Origin of the sequence: Shewanella glacialipiscicola, from assembly GCF_023283485.1 — a bacterium.
Taxonomy (GTDB): domain Bacteria; phylum Pseudomonadota; class Gammaproteobacteria; order Enterobacterales; family Shewanellaceae; genus Shewanella; species Shewanella glacialipiscicola.
This window is the reverse complement of sequence record NZ_JAKILU010000003.1, coordinates 23,778-49,434: the sequence shown is the minus strand read 5'-3', so window position 1 is coordinate 49,434 and position 25,657 is coordinate 23,778. Positions and strand designations below refer to the sequence as shown.

Sequence of the window (25,657 nt, the reverse complement as noted above, 5' to 3'; positions counted from 1 at the left end):
TTGGCTACCCGAAACTATTGGCTAATGTCCCAAGGACTAAGCTCCAACCATCAACGAGAACAAATAGCATTATCTTAAACGGCAGAGACACAATCATAGGAGAAAGCATCATCATACCCATGGCCATCAGAATACTCGCAACCACAAGATCTAATACCAAAAACGGTACAAAGAGCATAAAACCAATTTGAAAAGCAGTTTTTAGCTCACTGGTTATAAATGCAGGAATAAGCACACTCATAGGTGCTTCTTCAGGGGACTTAATCCCTTGATAACCAGAAATTTCAATGAACGTTTTTAAATCCGTCGTTCTGACTTGGCCTAACATGAACGCCCTAATGGGTTCTTTACCTTTATCGAATGCTTGCTGTAACGTTAACTGCTCTTCGATATAGGGCTTTACACCTTCGTCATAAATTCGGTCAAACACGGGCGCCATAATAAAAAAGGTCATAAACAAACTCATACCAATTAAGACCTGATTAGAAGGCGTTTGTTGTAAACCAATGGCTTGACGCAAAATAGAGAGGACAATGATAATCCGCGTGAAAGAGGTCAACATAATCAGCATCGCGGGTAAAAAGCTTAGCGATGTCATCAGCAGTAAAATCTGCATGGTAACCGAGTATTCGGTTGAACCGTCTGGCCCCGTTGTGACAGTCACTGCGGGTAAAACACCATCAGCAGCCCATGCCGATGGCATAAAGAGCAAAATGATGAACCCAACTAACGCCAGAATACGTGTTGTCATTGTTTTGATTTCGCCTGACGTAGCCGACTCGCAAAAGAGTCTGACTCGATGTGGATTGGCTCAGCCAGCTTATCTATCAAATTGACCTGCTGTGCACTAACACCAATTAAATATTGTTGTGCCCCCAGTTGCACCAACACTATCCGCTCTTTTTGTCCAAGAGACGTCACGGCAAGCGTTTTTAAAACACTATTATTGGCAGGAACAAGATTAAAACGTCTTAATAAATACGCTAGAGTAAAAATTAATAACAAAACAACAATTAAGCCACCTAACATACTCGCTAAGGTCGCTATCTGCGAAGGCTCATGTAATGATGCAGCAGAATTAGCGATATTAGTAGTATTTGGCGTGTTATCTGCCAGTAAGCTAGCTCCTTCAGCCTGCGAGGCTACGGCTAAACTCAGTATTACCGATGTATTCATCAAAAAATCCAACTTGATTTATCTTCACTATTATTTAAGCTTTTTAATGCGCTCAGTCTGGCTGATAACATCGGTTAAGCGAATACCAAATTTATCGTTTACCACGACCACTTCACCATGAGCAATCAATGTTCCGTTGACCATCACATCCAGTGGCTCACCGGCAACCCTATCTAGCTCGACTACAGAACCTTGATTCAACTGCAATAGATTACGAATGCTGATATAACTACGGCCCACTTCCATCGAAATAGTCACGGGAATATCTAAAATCGTATCAAGCTTTGCTGCCTCAGCTTGACTAATCGGCCTTGAATCATCTACCAGCTCATCAAGCTTAATTGCGTTAGCTTCTTCTAGTGCTTGTTCTGCCATTGCTGCAGCCCAATCATCGTTATCTTCTGTGCTCATCTTACTTCACCCTATAATTCTGATATATCGCGAGTTTTATTTTTTCGTGTCACTAATTGCAACTCGGATTTGACGGTTTCTGGACGCGGGATTTTTTCACAAATCTTAAGAGCTAGATTATCTCTAGAACGCCCCATTTTACAACGGTACGTTGGTAAGTCTTCGATTCTCATCATGATATATTCTGGTAACTCAATTGGAATAATATCACCCGCTTTAAAATTCATCACATCCTTAAGAGTCACTTCATGTTCAACAATGTTGGCATCAAATCCGACCTTCACATCCATTATTTCATCGTGTAGCGCTTGCGACCAACGCATGTCAGTATCTTGTTTATCACTCTGTACCCCCGCATCGAGTAACTCTCGAATGGGCTCAATCATAGAGTAGGGCATGGTTATATGAAAATCCCCCCCGCCGCCATCGACTTCAATATGGAATGAATTGATGACCACTACTTCTGTAGGACTGACGATGTTTGCCATGGCTGGATTAACTTCTGAGTCCAAATAATCGAACTCGACATCCATTACTGGCGCCCAAGCTTCTTTATAATCTTCAAAAATAATCTTCAGTAATAATTGTACAATTCGTCTCTCTGTCGGCGTGAATTCTCGACCTTCAATTTTTGCATGGAAACGTCCATCACCACCAAAAAAGTTGTCGACGAGAATAAACACTAATCGCGCTTCCATAGTAATAAGCGCAGTCCCTTTTAGTGGGCTAAAACGCACCATGTTTAAGCTTGTAGGAACGAATAGTGTATGAACGTACTCTCCAAATTTGAGCATTTGTACGCCGTTAATGGAGACTTCAGCAGCACGACGCATCATATTGAACATACTGATCCGTAAGTGACGGGCAAAACGCTCATTAACGATTTCCAACGTGGGCATACGCCCACGTACTATTCGATCTTGCGAAGAGAAATCATAGGACCGTGCATCCTCAGGGGAGAGGTCATCTTCATCGTCATCGACGTCATCGACTCCGTGTAAAAGCGCATCAATTTCGTCTTGGCTTAATAAATCACTCACTATATTGCCTTCGCCTCTTTAGATTTCTTACCGACTGACAGTACAGTTGTTACTGCATAACAAAGCCGGTGAATAATACTTTTTCGACCACTTTACGCCCCGTCACTGACTGCAGGGTATTTTGCACACTCAAAAGTGCTAGCTGGCGTAATTCATCTTTACCCGCTTGCGTACTGAGCCTCTGAACGTTGGAACTACTAAACGTAGTCAACAGTGCATCTTCAATTAACGGAATGTGTTTTTGTGTCAGCACTTCATCTTCAGTTCCGCGTACCATAAGTTGAACCTTAATCTCAACTAAGCGGGCTCTATCTGAACCGGGAAGATTGAATAAAAAGGGACGTGGCATAGGAACATAAGCGGCAACCCCTGCCCCACTTGGCACTTCTGTTTGTACAGCACCCTCTTCGGGAATGGTCACATCTTCTGAACTGCTTCCTAGAAAAAACCATAATACGGCAGCGATAATCAACAGAACAACAAGTCCCGCGCCTACGAAGATAAAGAGTTTTTTCTTGCTTTTCGATTTTTCAGTGCTTTCCAGCTCTAACGATTCTTCCTTAGGCATTCACTATTCTCTTCAATTTAGGCGAAAACGTATTACGTTTTACTATCTTTATCAAAACGTAACTACATTATTAGTGCGAGTCATCGCTATAGGTTACCTGCTTAAGCGTAATAATCTATACCTGAATTTATACTCGTGGTTTGATTTAACACTAAATTAAGTTCTTCTGCTGAGATTTCATCCACATCAGTATGATTTGAACCGTCTCCATCGCCAAAACCACCTTCTCGACGTTGGCCTTGGTCCCCTTGGGAAACATGACTGTCAGCTAATTGCATACCTTGTTCTTGTAATAATTCACGTAGTCTTGGCATGGCTTGTTCAACCAAATCGCGTGTTTGTGACTGAGTCACATGAAACTGCACTTGGGTTTGATCGCCATGTACTTGTATTTTCACCAGCATATGGCCTAATTCTGGCGGATCGAGTCGGATCTCGGCGTGTTGAATACCTTGGCTTACCATAGTAATCAACTGCTGCCTCATGACGGGTGAAAACCGTTGAATCATCTCTTGCATTTGATTCTGCTGTTCAACACCTTGGCGTAAGGACAATTGTACTGGCACAGTTTCTTGGCGGCTCAACTGCGAAAGTGATAATCCCTGGGTTGATGATGTAGGCTTAAGATCTGAGAAAGCACTGTCATCGTCCATGGAATTGCCGTCTCGTGGAGTCTCCATAGCAACGGTCAATTTAGCATCTTTAAGTAATAAATTTGCCGCTGCATCAGTATTCATATCCGCATCAAGAGATTTTTTTGCTCCCGTCTCCGTTTTGGATACCTCAGATGCAACGGGAGAACCTAAGGTATCAAACTCAAAAGTATTTGCCGATGTAGTGCTATTAGCGGATTTGAGACCAGTAAGTGCCGAGTCATTAGCCATTGGTTTAGCGATAGTGACTTGATTAATCAGATTGTCTTGAGACTTATCAATAGCACTACTGATATTTGTTGCCACTGACTGGTTTTTCGCATCTTCATTGCTTAATGTCATCGAGTCATCGATTACATCACTTATATTCTGGGTATCAGCAAGCGCATTGGTGCCTAATGGTGATATCAATGAAGGATCTGCTGATAACGCCAGTGACTCATTAATATTTTGATCATCAGAAATTACCGTTTCAACATCAATTATTGCAGCTTCACCTTCAGTGTTTAAAAACGCTAACGGCAACAAATCTCCCTCTGCTGCCGTTTTCTTCATGTCATTTGCCATACCGATTTGAGCAAAAATGAGGCTAACATCGTCACTATCCGTTAATTTATCTTCGTCTGCCGATTTATCTTTAGATGTAACCTGCGAAGACTCATCTAGATTGACCGATATTTTTTTAGATGACAAAACAGCATTCGAGTTAGCAGTAACGGAAGAGAGTGTAGATAAAAAGTCTTCATTATTAGACTCTCGTGAAGATATCTTCGCGGAGTTGGCCGCAGCATTTCCTGTTTTACTCAACAGGATATTGGTCATTTGTTGCATAAGCACTCCCAAACATTACCCATGCTTCACTGAAAACAGCTAGGTAGAAACGTCAATTTATCGCTGCGATTGCAGCGGTATGGTATAGACCCAAGCAAATAAGATGCCAAAGCGTTCACGTTTACGGTGCATATCGTATGATTGTAGGCAATTCACTCGAAGTGTAAGTTTATAGCCTGATATAAACAACAGCTTGACTCAAAACCAGAGTTAGCACTCACTGAGTGAGCAAGCATAAAATAAGCCTAGCGCTGATGACGACGGAAAAACTGTTGAGAAGCAAATTCATCAGTCATTTTTTGTTCGCGTTTTTGCTCAACAACTTGGCGTTTTTTCTCTTTACTGGCTAATAGCAATTCAACAGCTTTACGTTTTTTCTGTTTTTCTAACCAATGCTGTTGCCGATAGTCCTTTTGCATCTCACCATCGGCAACGACACGATGTTGCTGAATAATGGCATCGTCAATCTGTCGAATAAAACGATGAAATTGGTGATAATGATTAGCGCTAATCGCCTGCCCTTGCTGGGACTGCATTTGCTTCATGTAGTCTAAACGGTAGTTATTGAGTGCATTCAGTTGATTCAGGCGTTTTTGACATTCTAATTGCGCTGACTTTAGCAACAAAGCAGCTTGTTCTTCGGCATCATTGGCAAGCTTTAACACTAACAACAACGGATCGGCGTTAGCCATACTCCACCTCAATTAGTTCAATGAAGCCATTATTTACATTGCGCGGCAAGTTGACCGAGCATAAGTTGGCTATCGGCAAAGCTGAATGAATCGCGCATGGTTTGTCGCAAAAAAGCATTCATTGCCGGCTGTAATCGTATCGCATTATCGATGCGAGGATCGCTACCTTGAGCATAAGCCCCAATAGAAATCAAATCTCGATTTTGCTGGTACAAAGAATAGGTTTGTTTAACGCGGCGCATGGCTTCCAAATGTTCATTGGAAATGACCATAGGTGCGACTCGGCTAATAGACGCTTCAATATCTATCGCAGGATAGTGACCAGAGTCTGCAAGTGAACGTGATAATACGATATGCCCATCGAGAATCGCCCGAGAAGCATCGGCAATAGGATCTTGTTGATCGTCACCTTCGGTCAGCACAGTATAAAATGCTGTTATTGAACCTTGGCCAGGGCCGCCGTTTCCGGCGCGTTCGACTAAACGTGGTAGCTTAGCAAATACTGAAGGCGGATAGCCCTTAGTGGCTGGCGGCTCACCAACAGCCAAAGCAATCTCGCGCTGCGCTTGGGCATAACGAGTCAAACTATCCATGAGTAACAAAACGTTATAGCCTAAATCACGAAAATATTCGGCAATTCGGGTCGAAGTTTCACAGGCACGAAGGCGCATTAACGGCGAGGTATCTGCAGGTGCTGCGACAACAACGGATCGCGCGCGACCTTTCTCCCCAAGAATTTCTTCAATAAACTCTTTTACTTCGCGGCCACGCTCCCCCACCAGCCCAACCACAATAATGTCAGCAGTAGTACCGCGAGTCATCATGCCTAAAAGCACACTTTTACCCACGCCAGACCCCGCAAATAAGCCCATACGTTGGCCTTTTCCCACGGTCAACATAGCATTGATCGCACGCACACCCACATCGAGTGGTTCAGTAATGGCACGGCGAGATAACGGATTAATCACAGCGCTATGTCGCGGCGCTTGTTGATCGGTTTGCAGCGCCCCTAAACCATCTAACGGCACACCGTTACCATCAAGCACTCGCCCTAATAGTGATAAACCCACATTGAGCCCAGTTTGTTCACCTAAAGGCACTACGCGTGCGCCGGGTAATACCCCGCGCAATTCTTCTATAGGCATTAAATACAAGAGTTCACCATCGAACCCGACAACCTCGGCAATTAACTCACCTGCCATGGTTTCAATTGAACATAAACTGCCCACCGGCGCACGGCAACCACTTGCCTCTAAGGTTAGCCCCACCACCCGCACTAGCTGACCGCTGGCCACGGCGCGAAACGGAGGAACTTTATCGGTATGACGATTGAGTTTATTCAATAGTTGATGTTGGCGATTTAGCATATGCTCCGGCATCCTATTTGGTATCTAAATGCTCACCTGTGTTCGAGGCAGATAACATATCCTTAGCGTCTTGATTAACCGTATCGACAGTTTGGTTATCTGCATCATTTTCAGTTTGAGCATCTGTTGACTCCATCGCCTCAGAAGTAACCACTTGTTTAGCGGTATTTTCAGACTCAATCGTCTCCTGCAGTTGATGTTGTTTATCACTCAAATGCGCATGTTGGTTGCGTAGTGACTCGAATACGGTATCAATGCGTGATGAAAGCGTTAAATCAACTAAAGAGCGATTACTACTAAGAATACAATCACCAGCACTTAAAGTCGGGTCGACTTCAAGTTCCCATTTGCTACGGGTCAATTGAGCGGTGGAATAAAGTTGTTCAACAAGAGTCACATCATCAGAATGCAAGCGAATGGTCACTGCTTGCTCCTTAATCGGCAGCGATTCTATGCCTAAGCGCAATGCAGAAAGCACTTGTTCTGGATGGGTTTTTAATTCGTGACCTATGACAGATTTAGCCAATGTCATGCTCAAGTTCAGTAGGGAAAGTTCAATATCGCCATCGAGTAATTGCAATGGTTTTTCAAATTGAGTTAATAAGGCTTCAAACCGTGATAATAATGTTTTAGCTTGGGCTAAGCCGGTTTCTAATCCTTGCTCATGCCCTTGGGTGAGTCCTTCGGTGTGCCCCTGCTCTAAGCCTTCTAATCGGCCTTTTTCTAGCCCTTGCTCATACCCTTGCTGCTTGCCCTCGGTAAAGCCTTCTTCTTCCGCTTGAGCACGAATATCTTCAATCTCAGCCATGGTTGGCGGAGCCACACTCTCAACGGTTGTTGGCTTAGGCTGTTGATGATTTGAGCGACCAAATAGATTTGATATTGAATCATCTTCAGCTTTAGTGACATCAGGCAGCGCCCAATGACTAAATTCGATATCACTATCGCTCACAATTTTATTCGACAATTTATTGTCACTTGGATTAGAGGAACTCATCGCCACCAGTGCCACCCAACATAATTTCGCCGCTATCGCTTAAACGACGGGCTATCGACAGGATTTCTTTTTGAGCCACTTCCACCTCACTAATACGAATAGGCCCCATGGCCTCAAGATCGTCACGTAATAGTTCAGCGGCACGTTTAGACATGTTGTTCAAGAATTTCTCTTTCAGCTGCTCATCAGTGCCTTTGAGTGCTTTCATCAATACATCTTGTTGTACTTCCCTTAGCATGGCTTGAATACCGCGATCATCAACATCGAGTAAGTTTTCAAATACAAACATCAAATCTTGAATTTGCTGCGCCATTTCTTCGTCTGACTCGCGCATGGTTTCCATCAACTGGCTTTCAATGCCGGTATCTAAGTAGTTCATAATGTTGGCAGCCGCTTTTAGGCCACCCATTTTCGCTGCTTGTGCACCACCTTGACCAGCAAACTGTTTCTCCATGATATCGTTCAGCTCTTGTAATGCCGCCGGTTGTACTTCTTCAAGGTTTGCGATACGCATCATTAAATCTAGGCGAGTATTCTCAGGGAATTGACCGAATATCTCCGCCGCTTGATCGGGATCTAAATAAGATAAAACAATCGTTTGGATTTGAGGATGCTCATTTTGAATAATGGTCGCTACCTGACGCGCATCCATCCACTTCAACGAATCTAAGCCCTTGGCACCGCTACCCATGATGATTTGTTCAATCAAGTTGCCCGCTTTATCAGCTCCTAATGCAGCGGTTAAGGCTTTGCGAACAAACTCTTCGCTGTTAAAACCAATGGACGAATACTTTTGAATATCATCAAGAAACAGCTTGTGTACTCCGATCACTTTTTCTTGACCAAAATCCTCCATCGCGGCCATAGCCATGCCTACTTTTTGCACTTGCTTTGGCTCTAAGTGCTTTAAAATAGATGCAGCATCGGTCTCACTCAGGCTAAGAAGTAAGATGGCGGTTTTTTCAACGCCACTGATATCTTGAATATTGAAGCCAGATGCAGCAGTGACGTCTTTCGTCTTATTCTCAGCCATTGTCTTGTAACCAGTTTTTTATTACTTGGGTAGATAGCTCAGGCTCATTAGCCACAAGCGCACGAATAGCCTTAATCATATCATCATCTTTGTGAAGATTAGGGATATGAATTGAACCATCATCGGCATAACTGTATTCCGCCTCTTTGGTATTGAGCATCCCCAAAGTGTCAGCTGCATACTGATCCTCTATTTCAGCCAGTTCATTCCCGAGCCTCATATCCTCAGGCATGTCCACACTGTTTGGGTAGATTAAACGCTTCAGCATTGGGCGCACTACAGCTAAAATCAGCACTAGGATAACCAATGCGCCAATGCCTAACTTAACTGCACGCCAGAACCAAGGTTGCTCCCATAAATCGGGTGCGGGTAAATCATCAACTAATTGATCCATAAACGGAACTGTGACAACTTCCAGTACATCACCTCGTTGCGAGCTAAACCCCACAGCGCCTTCAAGCAAGCGACGAATGTTACTTAACTCTTGTTCTGTGCGAGCTACACGTGCCACTTGCCCCGTTTCTCCGGCGGCGCCAGGTTTGAAATCAACAGCCACAGATACACTGATACGGCGAACAGAACCGACTTGTTGACGAGTATGGCTAATAGTGGTATCCAGCTCAAAATTACGCGTCGCTTCACGGTGCGAATTACCCGCGATGACCGATTCTGTTGCTGTTGTTGCATCTTCAGGAATATTTGATTCCATTGGGGGTTGGTTGGTTAATGCGCCTGGAATACCACCTGACGAGCCGGTGCTATTATTTTCAACGGTCATCTCGCTACGCAATGCTGGTAAATCAGGATTATAACGCTTTGATGTTTGCTCGACCGCAGTAAAATCCATGCTGACATCAACTTGCGAGGTAAAATTTTCAGGGCCTAAAATAGGTACTAAAATGGATTCAATCTTAGTACGGTACTCGGCTTCCTTTTGCTGCACTAACTCAAGCTCGCGGCGCGCTATTGCTGATGCGCCATCCTGACTACCTGAGTTTAATAAACGGCCGTTAGAATCGGTAACGGTAACACGTGCGGGCTCGAGTCCTTGAACCGCTGAGGCGACAATATCGACAATAGCATCAACTTCACCTTGGCCTAGACCGCCACGGCGAGTGTTGATGACCACTGTCGCACTCGGTTTTGAGGCGTTACGAGCAAAGACGTTCTCTTTAGGTAAGGCTAAGATCACTTTGGCACGGCTAACACTTTGCAGCTGTTCAATTGCACGAGCTAAATTTTCTTCTTGGCTGTGCTTAAGGCGGGCTTGTTCCATTCTTTGGCTCACCCCAAAACCACTGTCTTGAGTCAAAAAATCTTTATTGGCGGCAGAGTTGTCAATGCCAGCACGGCTCAACATCATTTTGACTTCTTGGTATTTATCTTCAGGAACTTTAATGACGTCTACATCAATCTGATACTTCACTTTATTTTTATCAAGCACATCTAGCACCTGAACCATTTCCTCGGTTTCCATCTTACCTAATGGACGATACTCAGGCTCTTGGGCCCAAAGCATGACAAATACGGCTAAGGCCAAACAAATTGCCAAAGCTAAAATCATTGTAATCTGGCGCAGACTGTCAGCACTACCAAGATTTGCCATCATTCCTGGCTTATGTTCTTGCTGGACACCTTGGTCAGTTAAGTCGGAATTAGATCCAACAATCATTTCTGTACTCACGATTCGTACCTGCTAATTGGGTTGTTTATTGGCCTAGACAGGCATGCTCATGATTTCTTTATAGGCTTCTACAAGTTTATTGCGCACTTGCACCGTTGCCTCAAAGGCGACACTGGCTTTTTCACGGGCGATGACGGTATCAGATAAAGAAACCGTAGTATCCCCCATCTCTAAGCGCGTCGCTAGGTTTGATGATGCCGACTGTAAGCCGCTCACATTACCGACGGCTTGTGATAGCAACTGTCCGAAGTCTGCACCACTGGTGTTATTGACTTGCTGCATGATATTTGGCTGAACGCCGAAAGACGGCGTGATTTCGCCTTGGAGTTTCTGCATTTCCTGCAGGAATGAATTTGCGCCTATTTGCATGCTGAGCTCCCAGTCGTCGAGTTCTTGACGTTCAAAATATCTATATTGAGACAATGCAAAATAACGGCCAAGTTTTCACTTGGTCGTTATTAACAAGGAATTGACGGATAAAAGAAGAAATCAATATTTAGGCGTTTTGAATTCTATGGTTAACTTGGGTGATTAATCTTTAGCACATAGAGCCTCACACATAAGGTGGAGGCGATGATATTTTTAATTGAATTTATAGGCTAATTTGGCAGTTGTATGCCCATATCACGCATCTTAGCCATTTTATATCTTAGGGTACGAGCACTGATACCCAATTTTTCAGCAACCAGTTTACGACTGCCCTGACATAGGTTTAGCGTTTCAAGAATAATCACGTGTTCTTGTGCTTTAAGCTCTTCACCTAAACCATCGGGCTCAGCAGCAAACAGCTCTAGGTCTTCACTGCCTAAAATCACATCTTGGGTATCAATAATAATGTCATTCGCAGTAATCAATTGACCCGCTCTTAATATCAAAGCTCGCTGGATCACATTGTCGAGTTCACGTACGTTACCAGGCCAGCGATGACTCAATAACCGACGACGCGCATTCTCATCCAATTCAGGCACATCGGCAACATTCAATGCTTTAGCATGCTTAACCAATAAATGACGTGCAAGCGGCAGGATGTCCGCTGGTCGTTGATTTAGTGCTGGCCAAGCTAAGGGAAACACGTTAATCCGATAATATAGATCTTCTCTAAACCCACCTGCCGCTACGACAGATTTTAAATCACGGTTTGATGTGGCGAGCACGCGCACGTCTAATTTGATGGTTTTACGACCACCTAAACGCTCAACTTCGCGTTCTTGTAATACCCGTAATAATTTAGCTTGTAAGCTCAATTCCATCTCAGATATCTCATCTAGCAGTAAAGTGCCACCTTGAGCTTGCTCAAATTTACCCGGACAAGCTTGATAGGCACCCGTAAATGCGCCTTTTTCATAACCAAAAAGTGTTGCCTCGAGCATATTCTCAGGAATAGCCGCACAGTTAATGGCAACAAAAGCTTGATCAGCGCGGCTGCTGTGTTGATGAATATAACGTGCTAATACTTCTTTACCCGAACCACTTGGACCTAGAATCATCACTGAGGCATCAGACGCAGCAACACGCTGAGCCAGCGCTAACAAAGCTAAACTTTTATCGTCAGCAACCACAGGCTGATCTACATTTTGCTTTAACGGCAAATAACGCGAAACCTGATTGAGTAAAACTTCAGGGGCAAAAGGTTTCGCTAAGTAATCGACTGCACCTAATTTAATGGCATTAACGGCACTACCAATAGTGGCGTAGGCCGTCATCAACAATACCGGTAACTTAGGATGATGCTGCTGTAGGTAGTTCAACAAACCTAAACCACCGATACCCTGCATCTGTACGTCACTAATGACCAAATCAAACTGATGTTGTTTTAAGGCTAATATCGCATCTTCACCTGAGGCCACGTCAATACATTCATACTGGGCTAGCATTAGAGTATCAAGTAAGGCTTCACGCAATGAAGCATCATCTTCAACAAGTAACAACTTGGCTTCAGACATGGGATGTCTCCAAAGGCAATACGCGCGCAGATTTAGCACGAGGAAAAACTAAAGACACTGTGCAACCTTTATTAGGTACACAACTGAGTTGCAGTTGCCCGCCATGATTACTGACTACTGATTGCACAACGGCTAATCCGAGTCCAGTTCCCTGCGCTTTAGTGGTAAAAAAAGGTTCAAGTACCTTTTTCTGCATATTCGCGTCTAAACCTTTGCCATTATCGATGACATTCAATAATAACTGTTCGCCCTCTTCTTTCGCTTCAATCCGAATTTCAGTCGCGCCAGCTTCAAGACTATTCATCACTAAATTATTAATTGCTGAGCTTAATGCATTCGAATTGGCTAACATCAAACTGTTTGATGCATTATGGAATAACAAGCCACATCCTTGCTTTTCTGCTATCGGTTCACAATTAGCTAAAACATTGTCGATAACATCGGTCAGCGAAATTAAGTCTCCGAGTTGATCCTGACGGCCTTTAGCCATCAATAGCATGTCATTAACTTGACGTTCCAATTCATTAAGTCTATCAACGAGTTTCTGTTGAAACTTAGTTTTAGCGGCATCCGACAATTTAGGACTTGCTAAATTAGAAGCGTACAACAAGGCCGCAGATAATGGTGTACGTACCTGATGAGCCAAAGTCGCGACCATTTTACCTAGCGCTGATAAGCGCTGCAGATGGGAGATATTTTTCTGTAATAACCGCGTTTCAGTTAAGTCTGTTAATACAATTAACTGACCAGGCTCTGGTGTAAGGGGAGTAATAGCTAGTTTGACACGCCGACCATTGCGCAGCGATACCTCATGTCCATCATCATCCTGTGGAGCAAACGCACTATGGATCACATCAATCCATCGAGCCCCGCATAACGAACGTTCAAGTAATTCAACCGCAACTGGATTAGCATCTGTAACGATACCGTCGCCATTAATAATCACCACGCCAGATGGCATAGCCTGTAAAATATGTTCCATACGATTGGACATATTTGCGGCCTCACGCAGTTGGTTCCATTGTTTGCTAGTGTGCTTGAATGACTCAATTTGCGCTAGTGGATTGGCTGACATAGTCACTCCGTCAAAAAATTGCTTATGACGGAGTGAATGCAGAATCTATGCCAAATTAGATATTAAAATCTAGAGGGTGAAACTATTTAAATAACCATGAAATAGAAGGTTAATCTTTCGTCATACCATACTTACGCATTTTCTCAACTAAAGTTGTACGACGTATTCCGAGCATTTCTGCGGCACGAGCCACGACGTTATCTTGCAGCTCTAGCGCCTGACGTATCATGTCGATTTCAAGCTCGGCTAATAAATCTTTAAGGTTTACACCTTCAGGGGGTAATTCACTTGGGAAACGCGTTTCAGGGATGTCTACTGGCTCCTCATCACTAAAAATAGAAGCAAAAACATCACGTTCTTGTTGTTCTTCACTCATCTCCACACAAAATTCTGGCACATCAATATGGCGATACTTAACGGGTAAATCATTAACATCCACCAGTCCGCCCGGATACAAAATCGTCAGCCGTTCAACTAAATTTGATAACTCACGTACGTTACCAGACCAAGCGTGTTCTTTCAGTGATTCAATCGCGCGCTGCGTAAAACGTACTTTACCGCGACCTTCGTTATAGACTCGGCTAACCAACTCTTGTAATAACAAAGGCACGTCATCCTTACGCTCACATAAGGCTGGCATTTCAATCGGAAATACGTTCAGACGGTAGTAAAGATCCTCTCGAAACTCACTAACGCTGATCATGGTTTCTAAATCTCTATGGGTTGCCGCTACGACACGCACATCCGCATTAATGGTCTTTGAGCCACCAACACGTTCAAATACTCGCTCTTGTAGCACACGAAGCAATTTAACTTGCATCTGTAAAGGCATATCACCAATTTCATCAAGAAACAGTGTACCGCCTTCTGCTAGTTCAAAACGGCCTTTACGCGAAGATATAGCCCCAGTAAAAGAGCCCTTTTCATGGCCAAAAAGTTCACTTTCTAATAACTCTGGCGGTATAGCGCCGCAGTTAATAGGAATAAACGGTCCATCGCGGCGTTCGGACAAATAATGGATATTACGGGCTACGACTTCTTTACCCGTACCTGATTGCCCCAGTACAAGCACAGTTGCCTCGGAGGTCGCGACTTGATTAATCAAGTGCCTTACATTAGCAATGCCATCACTACGACCAACTAAGCTTCGAAATAACTTAGTTTGATTCGCACTAGTCGGTACTTGGGGGCGTTTAACTTGGCCAAAAACCTGGCAGAAATGCAACAATTCGGTCAGCTGAGGATAATTTAATGGCTCTTCAATACACCCAAGAATATTAGAGACCTGTAGTTCTCCCGCACTCCCAAGTAACAATATGGGCTGCCACGGATATTGGATAGCAGTCTCTTTCAACGCTTCTGGTTCTATCGCATCAGCTAAAATAACTAAAGCACGAAAACGAGTATCGTTGAGACTTGTACCTAAATTTTCTACGACAATTTGCTCAACCTGCTCACCTAAAAAATCTAAAATGCTACATAGGCGACTAAGTCGCTCTGATGGTGGTCCGACAAGTAAAATTCGTTGATCTGTTTGCATCATTCAGTAGACCGTAAAACGCTAATATTTATTAATTCGCATTAATTATTTATGGTTAGTTGCTGTAAAAGCTTAACAAATTCAATGTAAAAAATCTGTTCCACAATCACGACTACGATGAATATTGTATTATCAGCAGACGAGAAGCAAGCCTCTGATGAGGATTATGCCAAACTGAATTGATTTTAGTACATTTAAGACAAGGTCACAGTCACTTTGGTCAACAAATTGACGATGGACAATAAAAAGACGCACTAATTGCGTCTTTAATTTCACTTGTTGTATTAACAAGTTTCAATTTTACTCTGGATAAGAAGATAAATTATGTTTATCAATGGGAATAGCATCCCACCCTTCTTTAATCGTTTTAAGGATTACGACAACTTCATCAATCGCTTGCGTATCATTATTGATGTTAGCCTCTGACATTTTTCGTATCATGAAATCATATAATCTTGTTAAATTATTCGCAACATCACCTTCTGCATCCATGTTTAAACTACCGTTCAAACCAGAGACAATACCGATAGCTTTTCCCATAAATAGGCCTCGCTTAGCAATATCACCTTGTTCAATCGCGCATTTAGCTTGAGCTAAACGCTCCAATGCACCTGCAAATAACATTTGAATGATTCGATGCGGAGAAGCAACACTCAGATCACTTTCCACAAAAACTTTTCGATATGATTGCATTGATCCGCGCATAAATACCTACCTATTTGATTCAATTGCTTTATAAGCTTTAATATGACGCTTTGCGTTATTATCTACCTGAACAAGCGCTCGGCAATCCTCCATCACTTTCGTCGACCGAGTAATCAAAATTTGACTAAAATTAAGTTGATCCACTAAAAATTGGCGATCGATGAATTCACTATGAGACATTAAAGTTTTTAAACATACTTCGCGCTGCTCGGTAAAACCCTGCAATTCTAATACCAATATATGAAAGACATCATCTATAGGCTTAAGAGCATCAATTTTATTCAATTTTAACAATATTTCGCTGTTAACAGCCGTTAACTGCTGTAAAATAACGCTATCCAATCTACCTCCGCTTATCTATAAATAAATAGCGATTATGCCAAAAAATCGAATTTTTTACTTGTTTTTTCTAACTACACCAGGTAGTGAATCAAGACGCGATAACAACATGCTTGATTGGGAGTTTAAGTTTGCAACAACTAAATCCATGGCATTAAATTGTTTATATAAACGATCACTATAAGCTGCCATTTTTGTATTTAATTGCACACGGCTATCTGCAATACGGGACAACTGCTCATCAAGTGAACTATCACGACCCTCTATTGAGCCACCAGATTTAACATAGGAATCAACTAAATTAGACATTTTAAAAGCAAGGCCTGTATCTTCTTTAGCAAACAGCTCTGCAATCGTCCCCTTATTATCGTTGTTGATCAACTCAGTTAACTTACTCGAATCAATTTCCAACAAGCCGTCTCGGGTTGTCTTAACTCCAAAATTAGCTAGCATCTGCGTTCCATCTGAAGTCTCAAATCCACTCGATAACATACTCCGCAGTTGGCTTTGAATACTCCGCGGCAGTGCATCGCCCTGTAATATTCCTGCTTTTTTAGTATCGGGATTATATCCAGTGAGATCTTGTACTGTCTTCATCAATCCATTATAAGATTCGACAAAACCTTCGATAGCCGTTTTAGTTTTGGTCGTGTCTTTACTCACCGTAAGGGTTGTTGTTTTAGCAATGTCTGCCGCAGTTAGCGTTAAAGAAACACCTGTAATCGCTTCATTTAGGCTGTTAGATTGACCAATCACTTTTACGCCATCAATATACGCTATTGCATTTTTTGCAGGTGTCAGTTCAGTCATGGCAAAAGTATCCGATAAGCCTGTGCCTGCACCCGTATTAATCGCCGTCACTGATATAAGATTATCTTCACCCGTTTTTTTAGAACCTAACACCAGTTGAGGCCCTAACTCACCATTGACAATCGTTGCTGTCACATCACCGTTATCATCAGCACTATTAATTTTCTTCATTATGTCGGTCAATGAGTCTGTCGCAGACACATCGATATTAAAAGCAGTGCCGCTGCCCACACCGATAGATAATGAACCTTCGCCTATCGGTAAGGTTGCGTCTGTAGCAACAGCTGAACCCACTTTTTGACTTTGAGCGAGTTGCTCAACTTTAACTTGATAACTGCCCGATACTGCGGTTTTATCCACAACAGCGGAAAGGTAATCTTTGGTAGATGTTATGACTTTTTGGCTACCAAAAGTCTCAGGTTTTGTTAAGGCTTTTAGCTTGTCATTAAAGTCTGACATGGCACTTTTTAACGCACCAATACCGGAAATTTGAGCATTGATTTTACCTTCACTGACATCAAACTTGGCAACTTTACCGGCACTTTCAGCGTTAACTAACGCAGTCACGATGCCTCCAATGTCAATACCAGAACCAATTCCTACCGATGTCAATCCCATATAAACCTCTACTTAGCCACGTATCATAAGATTAAGCACAATAAACAAGAACTAAAAACCTTAAACCTCAGTTTTCATGAGTACACCAGTGATTTCGCTTAACTTTCGAGCTATATCTAATGCTTCCTGATTCGGGATCTGCCTAATCAAATCACCCGTTTTAATATCAACAACTTTAACAACTTGGACACCCGACTCTTCATCTATCTTAAATGCTAAGCCTTTTTGCATCATTTCCATATTAGAAGAAATATCATCAATCGCTTTCTGCAATTCATCTGAAGTAGCCTCATCAGTTTTAGTAACTTTATCCACTATATTAACATCGTTAATTATTAATGTCTTATCACTAGTAATGGTCAGCATAGAGGCATCTGGATGATTATGCTGCATTGTTGAAATATTAGTAGGTTTCAATGATAAGTTCAAAACAGCTGGTATAGATACGTTATTAACATCCATGACACACCTCATTAAAGCCAATAAGAAACACTAAGTTATCATCTGTATCTAAGGAAAAAGGGAGAATCGTTCCCGAATCTCCCTTTAGTCATCTCAAATTAAAATTTTAAAACTTATTACAGTAGTGATAGAGCTGCTTGAGGGATCTGGTTAGCCTGTGCAAGCATCGCTGATGAAGTTTGTGATAGGATCTGCTGTTTAGTTAACTTAGCTGTTTCACTCGCAAAGTCTACATCTTGAATTCGACCACGCGCATCTGATACGTTGGTTTGAATATTGTTTAAGTTATTGATAGTAAAACTCATACGGTTTTGAACCGCACCTAAGTCAGCACGCTGAGCATCAATACCACCAATCGCGGCATCAATAACTGCCAATGCATCTTGCGCACCTTTGGCAGTCTTAATGTCAATTGAGCTAACCTTGTTTAAGGTAGACGAACCACCAGTAGCAAGCACACCACTAGTTAACTCATTGGCAGTAGTTCCAGCAACAGTAAACTTCTCTGCTGATGATAACTTCAATTCAGCTGTTTTACTGACTGCAGCATTTGTTGCACCGGCAACTGAAAGGCCTAATTTAGCAGTACCCGCTGTTGCACCCGCAATTTGAATGCCATTGACATTTTTAGCCGTAATAGTAATTACGCTAGCGTCTTTATCATAACTGACATCATAACCTGCCTTACCTAAATCGGTTGACAGTAAAGCCGTATCACCTTTATAAGTCGCTAAATCATAAGAATCTAGCTTACCATCTTCAGCAACAATCGATAAAGTACCGTCATCCGTCGCACCTAAGCCGCCAATAGTAGTAGTAACCGATGCTTCAGCCTTAACACCCGAACCCGATGCATTAACGTTCTTAGCAACCGTTGCAGCACCCTCACCACCAGTTACACCAACCACTTTACCATTAACTGCAAAAGCAGCATCAGTTGTAGTGCCTTGGGTCAATACTGTTGCAGCTTCAACACCAAACTTAGTACCTGCACCTGACACTGTATTATTACCAATTTTATTCGCTGCTGTTGAGCTTAGTGATACTGAAATAGTTTCATTGGCACTCGAACCCACTTGGAACTTTTGTGAACCGTAGCTACCATCAAGTAGTTTTTGACCGCCAAAAGAAGTGGTTTCTGAAATACGGGTTAACTCAGTTTGCAGTGATGCAATTTCTTTTTGCATTGCCGCGCGGTCATCTGTTGAGTTAGAACCGTTAGCAGACTGCAAAGACAAGTCACGCATACGTTGTAAAATATTAGTCGACTCGCCCATAGAGCCTTCGGCAGTTTGTGCAATCGAAATACCATTGTTAGCATTTTGCATTGCAACGCCAAGACCATTAACCTGGCTGGTTAAACGGTTAGAAATCTGAAGACCTGCAGCATCATCTTTAGCGCTGTTAATGCGTAGACCTGAAGCTAAACGCTCCATCGACGTTTTAAGACCATTGTTGGCGCCATTTAAGTTATTTTGCGCCTTCATTGATGTCACGTTTGTGTTTACTGAAATAGCCATGTTTTATGCCCTCTACCTAACTTGAATAGTGCCTGTCAGTGCTGTCAGGCGAGATTTATTTTCTACATACACTGTAACGGCGCCGGACAAAAAAACTTTAGAAAATATTTTCAATAAAGAGTCATTAAATTAAAAAATAAGTTTTCAATATATTTTCGTTTTAAAAAACAATGAAATAAAAAGCAGACCTTGAGGTCTGCTTTTTATTTAAGCTATGCGGCAACAATCTTATCTCGATCCAAGCCTAGTTTACACTTAGATTATTAACCCAATAAAGACAAAGCAGTCTGTGGGATCTGGTTGGCTTGCGCAAGCATTGCAGATGAAGTCTGCGATAAAATCTGTTGTTTGGTTAACAAGGCAGTTTCACTGGCAAAATCCACATCTTGAATTCGCCCACGCGCATCTGATACGTTGGTTTGAATATTATTCAAATTACTGATGGTAAAGCTCATACGGTTTTGCACCGCACCTAAATCGGCACGCTGACCATCAATACCACCAATCGCAGCATCGATAACAGCAAGCGCATCTTGCGCACCTTGGGCGGTGTTAATATCAATGGAGCTGACTTTATCTAGGGTTGAGGCGCCAGCAGTTGCCGTAGTGCCACCACCAAGCAATTCGTTCGCACTTGCACCACCAACGGTAAACTTCTCAGACGAAGATAACTTTAGCTCCGCTGTTTTACTTGCATTAGCAGCACCAGCAGCCTGCCCACCCAATTTAGCGGTACCCGCTGTTGTTGCCGCAATTTGAATACCTGCAACATTTTTAGCCGTAATACTAATTATACCAGTATCCTTAGCGTAACTGACATCATAGCCTGCTTTACCTAAATCCGTGGCTAGCAGAGCACTGTCACCCTTATAGGTAGATAAGCTATATGAATCAAGAGTTCCGTCCTCTCCAACAATTGATAAAGTACCATCATCCAAAGCGCCTAAACCACGAATGGTTGTGGTCACAGAAGCCTCAGCTTTAACGCCTGCACCAGATGCATTGATGCCTTTTGCTACAGTTGCAGCATTCGCACCAGCGAGCACTGGTACCGTTTTACCATTTACAGCAAAGGTAGCATCCGCTGTAGTATCTTGAGTCAATACGGAAGCTGCTTCAACACCAAACTTAGTGCCAGCGCCTGATACAGCATTATTACCAATTTTATTGCCTGCTACTGAGCTTAAGGTAACAGAAATTGTTTCATTAGCATTTGCGCCAACTTGGAACTTTTGTGTGCCGTAGGTGCCGTCAATGAGTTTTTGTCCACCAAAGGAGGTTGTGTCTGATATACGGGTCAACTCAGTCTGTAATGCCGACATCTCTTTTTGCATGGCAGCACGGTCGTCATCAGAGTTTGAACCGTTAGCTGACTGTAAAGACAAGTCACGCATACGTTGAAGTATATTAGTCGACTCCCCCATTGCACCTTCAGCGGTTTGTGCAATCGAAATACCGTCATTGGCATTACGCACTGCAACACCAATACCATTAATCTGGCTACTCAAGCGATTAGCAATTTGCAAGCCTGCCGCATCGTCTTTTGCACTGTTAATGCGTAAACCCGATGCTAAACGCTCCATTGACATAGATAGCTTGTTGTTAGCGCCATTTAAGTTATTTTGCGCTTTCAACGATGTGATGTTGGTGTTTACTGAAATAGCCATGATACATTCCTCTTCTAAGTTGGGTGCCAAGACGTGGAAGCCTGGCTAAATCTTGTTGCGATTAATGATTGCAACTTTACTTAACTTGCTTAGCTAATTTTTTACCAAGCACTTATGACTAAACATCTTTACTGTTAAATACTGTCTGGAATGCGTATTTGGGTTCTAAAAATTTGATTTATATATAATCAAATAGTGATACTGAACCCACTTTACTAAAGACACTCGATACAGCTTTAAGGGCAAGTTGCTGCTTCTCAAACTCGGTTATCGCAGAGGCATAATCTAAATCCTCTAATTTTGATAATGCCGAAGTATTGATTAACTTCTCATCAGTATGCTTGCTGGTATATTTTTCTAGTGTCTTCAAACTCGTCCCAGCAAGGCCCTGTTGCTGACTCATTTGTTTGACACCACTGCCAATGTTATTCAATAACTGTGCCAACTCAGATTGCCCCGAAGGTGTTTGCACTTTGTCTGCATGCTCAAGAAGAACTATCGCCTTATTTAATGTATTGAAAATGCTGACTTCAGGCTCTTGATGTAATGCAAAGCTGTCACCTACCTTAGGCTCACCAGCAATTTTTAGTTCAACACCATCAAAAGTGATGGGCACCGCGGGATCAAATGCCGCGGCGGGGGAGATAATATTAGCGGGAATAGCGTTGTCGGTGACTTCGACATTAATGCCACCAGCACCATCATCTAGAAATGAAACCGTGTAATCAGAGAGAGAAGGTGTCGCGTTAGCTAGCTTAGCGCTTGATACACTAAAATCACCTTGTTGGGACGGCAAATAATTAACGCTATAATCGCCCATTGCATTGGGTGACTTCATAAAAGCAGTATCTCCAGCCACATTAGTATTGAGCTGTATACCTTTAGCAATCATGCTATTACGAACGCCTGAATCACCCGAGTAAACAATCTGACCATTGTTATCAAATTCGAACGGTTGCGTGTCCGTTTTGTTACCTGCAAAGAGATAATTTCCCGATTCATCTTTGGTATTAGCAATTGTCAGTAATTGATCGAGGCTTTGACGCAGATCAACGGCAATTGTTTGCCGCTCCGCCTCAGTCATGCTGCCGTTTGAACCCCGTAAAATCATGTCTTTCATACTCGAAACCAATGTCTCCGCTTGGCCGAGCTGACTTTCAGTCTGTTGCAGGTGATTAGTTGCATAATCAATGTTCTTAATAAACTGATCGACTAAGGCATTCTTCTGATTCAAATTGTCGATTCCCAGTGATGCCACAGGATCATCACCGGCCGTGTTCACTTTTTTACCACTGCTTAGTTGTTCAAGAATTTTGCTTGTGGCTGTTTGTTTTTGCAGCACGCTGGTAATACTTTGATTAAATAGCTGTGCGGATGATAATCGCATGGTTAATTCTCCTAACGCACTGAGGTTATTAGTGTGTCAAAAATTTGTTGCGCTGTGGTCATGATCCGCGCTGATGCCTGATAAGCCTGCTGAAAACGCATTAAATTTGCCGCTTCTTCATCTAAGTTAACGCCGGACTCACTCTCTACTCGCGCATACGCTTGTTGATATACCGCCTCTGCCGAGCCTACTCGCACTTCGGCTGCTTTCGTTTTACTGCCGATATCGAGCTTAGTTTTCTCAAACACGTCCGCTAAGGTCGATTTCCCTCCATTCATCAGCTTAGTTTCGCTCAACTTAGCCATAGCGACGGCATTAGAGTTATCACCCTCGGCGAAGGATAAATCGAAGGTAAATCTGTCATTGCCGGCCGCGGCTTTGCTGTCAACTTCAAAGGTAAAGCCAAAAGCGCTGATACTTGGCGGGGTATAAGGTGCAGCAGCACCTAGTGATGCACCTGCACTATCAAATGCTTCATAGGTGGGTGGTACCGCAGTGGTATCAAGCTTGATGGTTAATTCACTGCCCGTTACAGGGAAGTTTGCGGCACTGCGATTATTAATTTGAGTCAGCTTAACTTGGGTATTACCCGAGTTAGCAGCATCTGCGGTTATTTTTGGCGATGCAGCGGCAATGCCTTTAGGATCTTTCATTACCACTTCAATGCCGTTTGATGCCCCCGCGGTAGGACGGATGGCAAAACGATCCCCTGACGCCATAGCGCCCGCTTTAATATCAATTGAAAATCCAGAACCGCCAGATAAGGTTGAGCCAGACAAGGTCAGTAGTGTAGTGTTGCCCGTTTGTGTATCAATTAATTTGTAGCTTGCTGGTGCGGTAAATGACAATTCATAGGCGCCGCCGGTCAATAGACTCGTATCATCAATAGTGACACCTAAGGTTGCAGTGCCCGTATTACCCGATAAACCCGCTACACGCCCTAAAGACATCATTGGATCGTTGATATCTTTAAAGATATTAGATCCTACTTGCCCATTAAGGTCGATGCCTTGCGCTTGCATTTTATTAAAGTTATCTGCGATACCTAGGGCTAATTGGTCGAGTTCGTGACTGGCAGGAATTAACGTTTGATCACGATAATCAAATATGGCGCCAAGCTGCCCACCCAGTTTACTCGGATCAACAGTGACACTCAGTGAACCAATGCTTGACGTAAGTTGGCGCTCATTTGGAAATGGGTCACCGGCTTTAGTTCCCATCTTCATAGCAACTTCACCGGATACCAACATCACCGAGCCACCGAGCATGACACTCTTTGCGCCATTTTCTAATGGGATCACGTTGACTTGGGCATACTGGCTTAACTCTTGGACCAGTGCATCTTGTTTATCAAGCAGTTGTGCATCTTGATTGGGCGATTTCATTAACTCTAGGTTTAAGTTCGCCAGTTCAGTACCTATCTCGTTAATGCGCTGAGTCATACCAACAATTTGATCGTTAGTCTGATTAAGTTGGCTATTTAAATGTGATTGCATTTGATTAAGGCTACTGGCGACCTGTTTTGCATTAGTTAAGGTCGAATTACGAATGCCTATATCAGCAGGCAAATCAGCAATGCTATTTAGCCCGGCAAACAAATCATTTAAGCTTTGCGGCACAATTTTACCAATCTGTGAAAATAGCTGATCTAGCTCACTTAATTTGCCATAGCTGGCTTCTGCAGCGCTTAAGGTGGTTTGACCAATGCGTAACTCACGGGCGGCGTAGTCATTGTAAATACGTTTAACGTCATTAACGTAAGTACCTGTGCCATAAAAACTGCCACCCAAACGCTGCGACTCTAACGTCGACTGAGTTGCCACCTGTCTGTGATAACCGGCAGTATTGGCGTTGGCAATGTTATTACTGGTAACGCCAAGTTGTGACTGAGAGGCAAGCACACCAGTTCGCGCAATATTAAGTAAATCAATCGCCATTAGTTGACACTCCTATGAACAAACAGGGTTGTAAGCTTCATCATTTGTCTTCTCCTGGCAAAATTGATTTCAGCTCTTCGCTGATGGACTGCATCACTTTAATGACTTTTTCTGCATATTTAGGATCTGTTGCATAACCCGCATCTTGCAGAGCACGAATAAATTGGGTTGGGGATGCGGCAACTTTCTTCGCGCCTTGATAACGTTCGCCTTCAGCAATGAACGACACAAAATCGTTAAAGCTATGTTCAAAATCACTGTAAACCCGAAAATCCGCTTTTTGCTGAACAGCTACACCGTGTTCAAACTCTAAGGTCTTAACGTTAGCTTTATCGCCTAGCCAGCGGCGATCAGCTTTAATGTTAAAGAGGTTATGACTTGGCGCGCCGTTATTACCGCGAACAATTTTTTGCCCCCAACCGGTTTCGAGTGCCGATTGGGCTAACAATACTTCTGGCTGAGTGCCTAATGCTTTGGCGGCTTTTTCAGCGTGGGGATATAAAGTTGCTAAAAACTCTTCTCGACTGCTAAACCTGACAATTTTTTGAGTTTCTCTAAACGCTGTGGTCGGCAACACTTGGCCACTAATCACAGGTTCTACGACAGAAAGTGCCTGCTCGCTCCAATTTGGCTTTGGCGTATCGATGGCCAATAACCGATGAGGAGTATCAATATCCATTGATGAATTAGCATCGACGGTTCTATCAGGTTCAAATACAGGACGCGCGATAGCAGCAGGCACGCCATCATTAGCCACTGACGTGGGTTCAATATTGAGTGTGGGAGCTGTAGTGCTTTGCACTGGTAAATTAAGCGCTTTCGCATCATGGAGCATTTTCATGCCACCATCGTCGCGTAATACCGAGGCTGGCGTAAAATTACTGGTTTCAGGGGAGAGTTGCTGCACCATCATATCGGCAAGACCCAAAACACCTTTGTCAGATAAATCGACCGACAACTGCTGATCGCGCATCTGCTCGTAAAACTGTGTGTATTGGCTATTTAAAGGACTATCGGACTTAAAAACGGCGTTGGCATCGCGCATACTTTTCATCAGCATTTGCACGAAAATACCTTCAAATTGTTGGGCAACTTTTTTTAAGGTGCCCTTTTCATCTTTCTGCGCTTGGGCGCGTAGAGAGTCTAACCCGCCCAAGTCAAGAAAATGTGATGAACTTGAAAGCTTTTCCATGATTTTCCCG

The 25,657-nt window shown here is 43.0% G+C and carries 24 protein-coding genes; all 24 read right to left on the bottom strand.

Going from position 1 to position 25,657, the window contains the following annotated elements; genetic code table 11:
* Positions 1-4 precede the first annotated feature (4 nt).
* Entirely contained in the window at positions 5-751 is a 747-nt protein-coding gene (gene fliP / locus L2717_RS03275; protein WP_220773032.1) for a flagellar type III secretion system pore protein FliP, read from the bottom strand.
* Entirely contained in the window at positions 748-1,176 is a 429-nt protein-coding gene (fliO, locus tag L2717_RS03270) for a flagellar biosynthetic protein FliO (RefSeq protein ID WP_220773033.1), read from the bottom strand. Before fliO ends, fliP begins: the two co-directional genes overlap by 4 nt.
* 30 nt (positions 1,177-1,206) lie before the next feature.
* Positions 1,207-1,587 carry a flagellar motor switch protein FliN gene (gene fliN, locus L2717_RS03265; protein ID WP_220773034.1) on the bottom strand — a complete coding sequence of 127 codons (381 nt, stop codon included), beginning with the start codon at positions 1,585-1,587 and terminating at the stop codon, positions 1,207-1,209.
* Positions 1,588-1,598: 11 nt separating this feature from the next.
* Entirely contained in the window at positions 1,599-2,627 is a 1,029-nt protein-coding gene (gene fliM / locus L2717_RS03260; protein ID WP_220773035.1) for a flagellar motor switch protein FliM, read from the bottom strand.
* Positions 2,628-2,676: 49 nt separating this feature from the next.
* Positions 2,677-3,195, bottom strand: a complete 519-nt coding sequence (gene fliL / locus L2717_RS03255) for a flagellar basal body-associated protein FliL (RefSeq protein WP_220773036.1) — start codon at positions 3,193-3,195, stop codon at positions 2,677-2,679.
* Between the two features lie 101 nt (positions 3,196-3,296).
* Positions 3,297-4,679, bottom strand: coding sequence for a flagellar hook-length control protein FliK (locus tag L2717_RS03250; protein WP_220773037.1), 1,383 nt, complete (start codon positions 4,677-4,679; stop codon positions 3,297-3,299).
* A gap of 245 nt (positions 4,680-4,924) precedes the next feature.
* Complete coding sequence (fliJ, locus tag L2717_RS03245) at positions 4,925-5,371, bottom strand: flagellar export protein FliJ (protein WP_220773038.1); 447 nt, start codon at positions 5,369-5,371, stop codon at positions 4,925-4,927.
* Between the two features lie 29 nt (positions 5,372-5,400).
* Entirely contained in the window at positions 5,401-6,738 is a 1,338-nt protein-coding gene (fliI, locus tag L2717_RS03240; RefSeq protein WP_220773039.1) for a flagellar protein export ATPase FliI, read from the bottom strand.
* 13 nt (positions 6,739-6,751) lie between these two features.
* On the bottom strand, positions 6,752-7,735 hold the full coding sequence (gene fliH / locus L2717_RS03235; RefSeq protein ID WP_220773040.1) for a flagellar assembly protein FliH: 984 nt from the start codon (positions 7,733-7,735) through the stop codon (positions 6,752-6,754).
* On the bottom strand, positions 7,722-8,768 hold the full coding sequence (gene fliG / locus L2717_RS03230; protein WP_220773041.1) for a flagellar motor switch protein FliG: 1,047 nt from the start codon (positions 8,766-8,768) through the stop codon (positions 7,722-7,724). Before fliG ends, fliH begins: the two co-directional genes overlap by 14 nt.
* Positions 8,761-10,440 carry a flagellar basal-body MS-ring/collar protein FliF gene (fliF, locus tag L2717_RS03225; protein WP_220773048.1) on the bottom strand — a complete coding sequence of 560 codons (1,680 nt, stop codon included), beginning with the start codon at positions 10,438-10,440 and terminating at the stop codon, positions 8,761-8,763. Before fliF ends, fliG begins: the two co-directional genes overlap by 8 nt.
* A 45-nt stretch (positions 10,441-10,485) precedes the next feature.
* The gene (fliE, locus tag L2717_RS03220) at positions 10,486-10,821 is read right to left on the bottom strand and encodes a flagellar hook-basal body complex protein FliE (protein WP_028761191.1); all 336 of its coding nucleotides are present in this window, start codon (positions 10,819-10,821) and stop codon (positions 10,486-10,488) included.
* A 230-nt stretch (positions 10,822-11,051) separates the two neighbouring features.
* Positions 11,052-12,395, bottom strand: a complete 1,344-nt coding sequence (locus tag L2717_RS03215) for a sigma-54-dependent transcriptional regulator (protein ID WP_220773042.1) — start codon at positions 12,393-12,395, stop codon at positions 11,052-11,054.
* The gene (locus L2717_RS03210) at positions 12,388-13,470 is read right to left on the bottom strand and encodes a sensor histidine kinase (protein ID WP_220773043.1); all 1,083 of its coding nucleotides are present in this window, start codon (positions 13,468-13,470) and stop codon (positions 12,388-12,390) included. The genes L2717_RS03215 and L2717_RS03210 overlap by 8 nt, the downstream gene beginning before the upstream one ends.
* A 109-nt stretch (positions 13,471-13,579) precedes the next feature.
* The gene (locus L2717_RS03205) at positions 13,580-15,013 is read right to left on the bottom strand and encodes a sigma-54 dependent transcriptional regulator (RefSeq protein WP_281421696.1); all 1,434 of its coding nucleotides are present in this window, start codon (positions 15,011-15,013) and stop codon (positions 13,580-13,582) included.
* A gap of 297 nt (positions 15,014-15,310) precedes the next feature.
* A complete protein-coding gene (gene fliS, locus L2717_RS03200) occupies positions 15,311-15,715 on the bottom strand; it encodes a flagellar export chaperone FliS (RefSeq protein WP_220773044.1) in 405 nt (134 codons plus the stop codon).
* Positions 15,716-15,721: 6 nt separating this feature from the next.
* Positions 15,722-16,057 (bottom strand): hypothetical protein, encoded by a 336-nt coding sequence (locus L2717_RS03195; protein ID WP_220773045.1) that lies wholly within the window; start codon positions 16,055-16,057, stop codon positions 15,722-15,724.
* Positions 16,058-16,111: 54 nt separating this feature from the next.
* Complete coding sequence (fliD, locus tag L2717_RS03190) at positions 16,112-17,482, bottom strand: flagellar filament capping protein FliD (protein WP_220773046.1); 1,371 nt, start codon at positions 17,480-17,482, stop codon at positions 16,112-16,114.
* A 60-nt stretch (positions 17,483-17,542) separates the two neighbouring features.
* Entirely contained in the window at positions 17,543-17,944 is a 402-nt protein-coding gene (locus L2717_RS03185) for a flagellar protein FlaG (RefSeq protein ID WP_246611732.1), read from the bottom strand.
* Between the two features lie 116 nt (positions 17,945-18,060).
* Positions 18,061-19,464 (bottom strand): flagellin N-terminal helical domain-containing protein, encoded by a 1,404-nt coding sequence (locus L2717_RS03180; protein ID WP_220773047.1) that lies wholly within the window; start codon positions 19,462-19,464, stop codon positions 18,061-18,063.
* A gap of 263 nt (positions 19,465-19,727) precedes the next feature.
* Positions 19,728-21,131, bottom strand: coding sequence for a flagellin (locus L2717_RS03175; RefSeq protein WP_220774625.1), 1,404 nt, complete (start codon positions 21,129-21,131; stop codon positions 19,728-19,730).
* Between the two features lie 178 nt (positions 21,132-21,309).
* Positions 21,310-22,518, bottom strand: a complete 1,209-nt coding sequence (flgL, locus tag L2717_RS03170) for a flagellar hook-associated protein FlgL (protein ID WP_220774624.1) — start codon at positions 22,516-22,518, stop codon at positions 21,310-21,312.
* Between the two features lie 11 nt (positions 22,519-22,529).
* Positions 22,530-24,455: a flagellar hook-associated protein FlgK gene (gene flgK, locus L2717_RS03165; RefSeq protein ID WP_220774623.1), complete on the bottom strand. Its 1,926-nt coding sequence runs from the start codon at positions 24,453-24,455 to the stop codon at positions 22,530-22,532.
* Positions 24,456-24,495: 40 nt separating this feature from the next.
* A complete protein-coding gene (gene flgJ, locus L2717_RS03160) occupies positions 24,496-25,647 on the bottom strand; it encodes a flagellar assembly peptidoglycan hydrolase FlgJ (RefSeq protein ID WP_220774622.1) in 1,152 nt (383 codons plus the stop codon).
* Between the last annotated feature and the right edge of the window lie 10 nt (positions 25,648-25,657).

What these genes read in the sequence shown, in the direction of transcription:
- fliP (WP_220773032.1), bottom strand. Translation starts at nt 751, where the DNA reads ATGACAACACGTATTCTGGCGTTAGTTGGGTTCATCATTTTGCTCTTT.
- fliO (WP_220773033.1), bottom strand. Translation starts at nt 1,176, where the DNA reads ATGAATACATCGGTAATACTGAGTTTAGCCGTAGCCTCGCAGGCTGAA.
- fliN (WP_220773034.1), bottom strand. Translation starts at nt 1,587, where the DNA reads ATGAGCACAGAAGATAACGATGATTGGGCTGCAGCAATGGCAGAACAA.
- fliL (WP_220773036.1), bottom strand. Translation starts at nt 3,195, where the DNA reads ATGCCTAAGGAAGAATCGTTAGAGCTGGAAAGCACTGAAAAATCGAAA.
- L2717_RS03250 (WP_220773037.1), bottom strand. Translation starts at nt 4,679, where the DNA reads ATGCAACAAATGACCAATATCCTGTTGAGTAAAACAGGAAATGCTGCG.
- fliJ (WP_220773038.1), bottom strand. Translation starts at nt 5,371, where the DNA reads ATGGCTAACGCCGATCCGTTGTTGTTAGTGTTAAAGCTTGCCAATGAT.
- fliI (WP_220773039.1), bottom strand. Translation starts at nt 6,738, where the DNA reads ATGCTAAATCGCCAACATCAACTATTGAATAAACTCAATCGTCATACC.
- fliH (WP_220773040.1), bottom strand. Translation starts at nt 7,735, where the DNA reads ATGAGTTCCTCTAATCCAAGTGACAATAAATTGTCGAATAAAATTGTG.
- fliG (WP_220773041.1), bottom strand. Translation starts at nt 8,768, where the DNA reads ATGGCTGAGAATAAGACGAAAGACGTCACTGCTGCATCTGGCTTCAAT.
- fliF (WP_220773048.1), bottom strand. Translation starts at nt 10,440, where the DNA reads ATGATTGTTGGATCTAATTCCGACTTAACTGACCAAGGTGTCCAGCAA.
- fliE (WP_028761191.1), bottom strand. Translation starts at nt 10,821, where the DNA reads ATGCAAATAGGCGCAAATTCATTCCTGCAGGAAATGCAGAAACTCCAA.
- L2717_RS03215 (WP_220773042.1), bottom strand. Translation starts at nt 12,395, where the DNA reads ATGTCTGAAGCCAAGTTGTTACTTGTTGAAGATGATGCTTCATTGCGT.
- L2717_RS03210 (WP_220773043.1), bottom strand. Translation starts at nt 13,470, where the DNA reads ATGTCAGCCAATCCACTAGCGCAAATTGAGTCATTCAAGCACACTAGC.
- L2717_RS03205 (WP_281421696.1), bottom strand. Translation starts at nt 15,013, where the DNA reads ATGATGCAAACAGATCAACGAATTTTACTTGTCGGACCACCATCAGAG.
- fliS (WP_220773044.1), bottom strand. Translation starts at nt 15,715, where the DNA reads ATGCGCGGATCAATGCAATCATATCGAAAAGTTTTTGTGGAAAGTGAT.
- fliD (WP_220773046.1), bottom strand. Translation starts at nt 17,482, where the DNA reads ATGGGATTGACATCGGTAGGAATTGGTTCTGGTATTGACATTGGAGGC.
- L2717_RS03185 (WP_246611732.1), bottom strand. Translation starts at nt 17,944, where the DNA reads ATGGATGTTAATAACGTATCTATACCAGCTGTTTTGAACTTATCATTG.
- L2717_RS03180 (WP_220773047.1), bottom strand. Translation starts at nt 19,464, where the DNA reads ATGGCTATTTCAGTAAACACAAACGTGACATCAATGAAGGCGCAAAAT.
- L2717_RS03175 (WP_220774625.1), bottom strand. Translation starts at nt 21,131, where the DNA reads ATGGCTATTTCAGTAAACACCAACATCACATCGTTGAAAGCGCAAAAT.
- flgL (WP_220774624.1), bottom strand. Translation starts at nt 22,518, where the DNA reads ATGCGATTATCATCCGCACAGCTATTTAATCAAAGTATTACCAGCGTG.
- flgK (WP_220774623.1), bottom strand. Translation starts at nt 24,455, where the DNA reads ATGGCGATTGATTTACTTAATATTGCGCGAACTGGTGTGCTTGCCTCT.
- flgJ (WP_220774622.1), bottom strand. Translation starts at nt 25,647, where the DNA reads ATGGAAAAGCTTTCAAGTTCATCACATTTTCTTGACTTGGGCGGGTTA.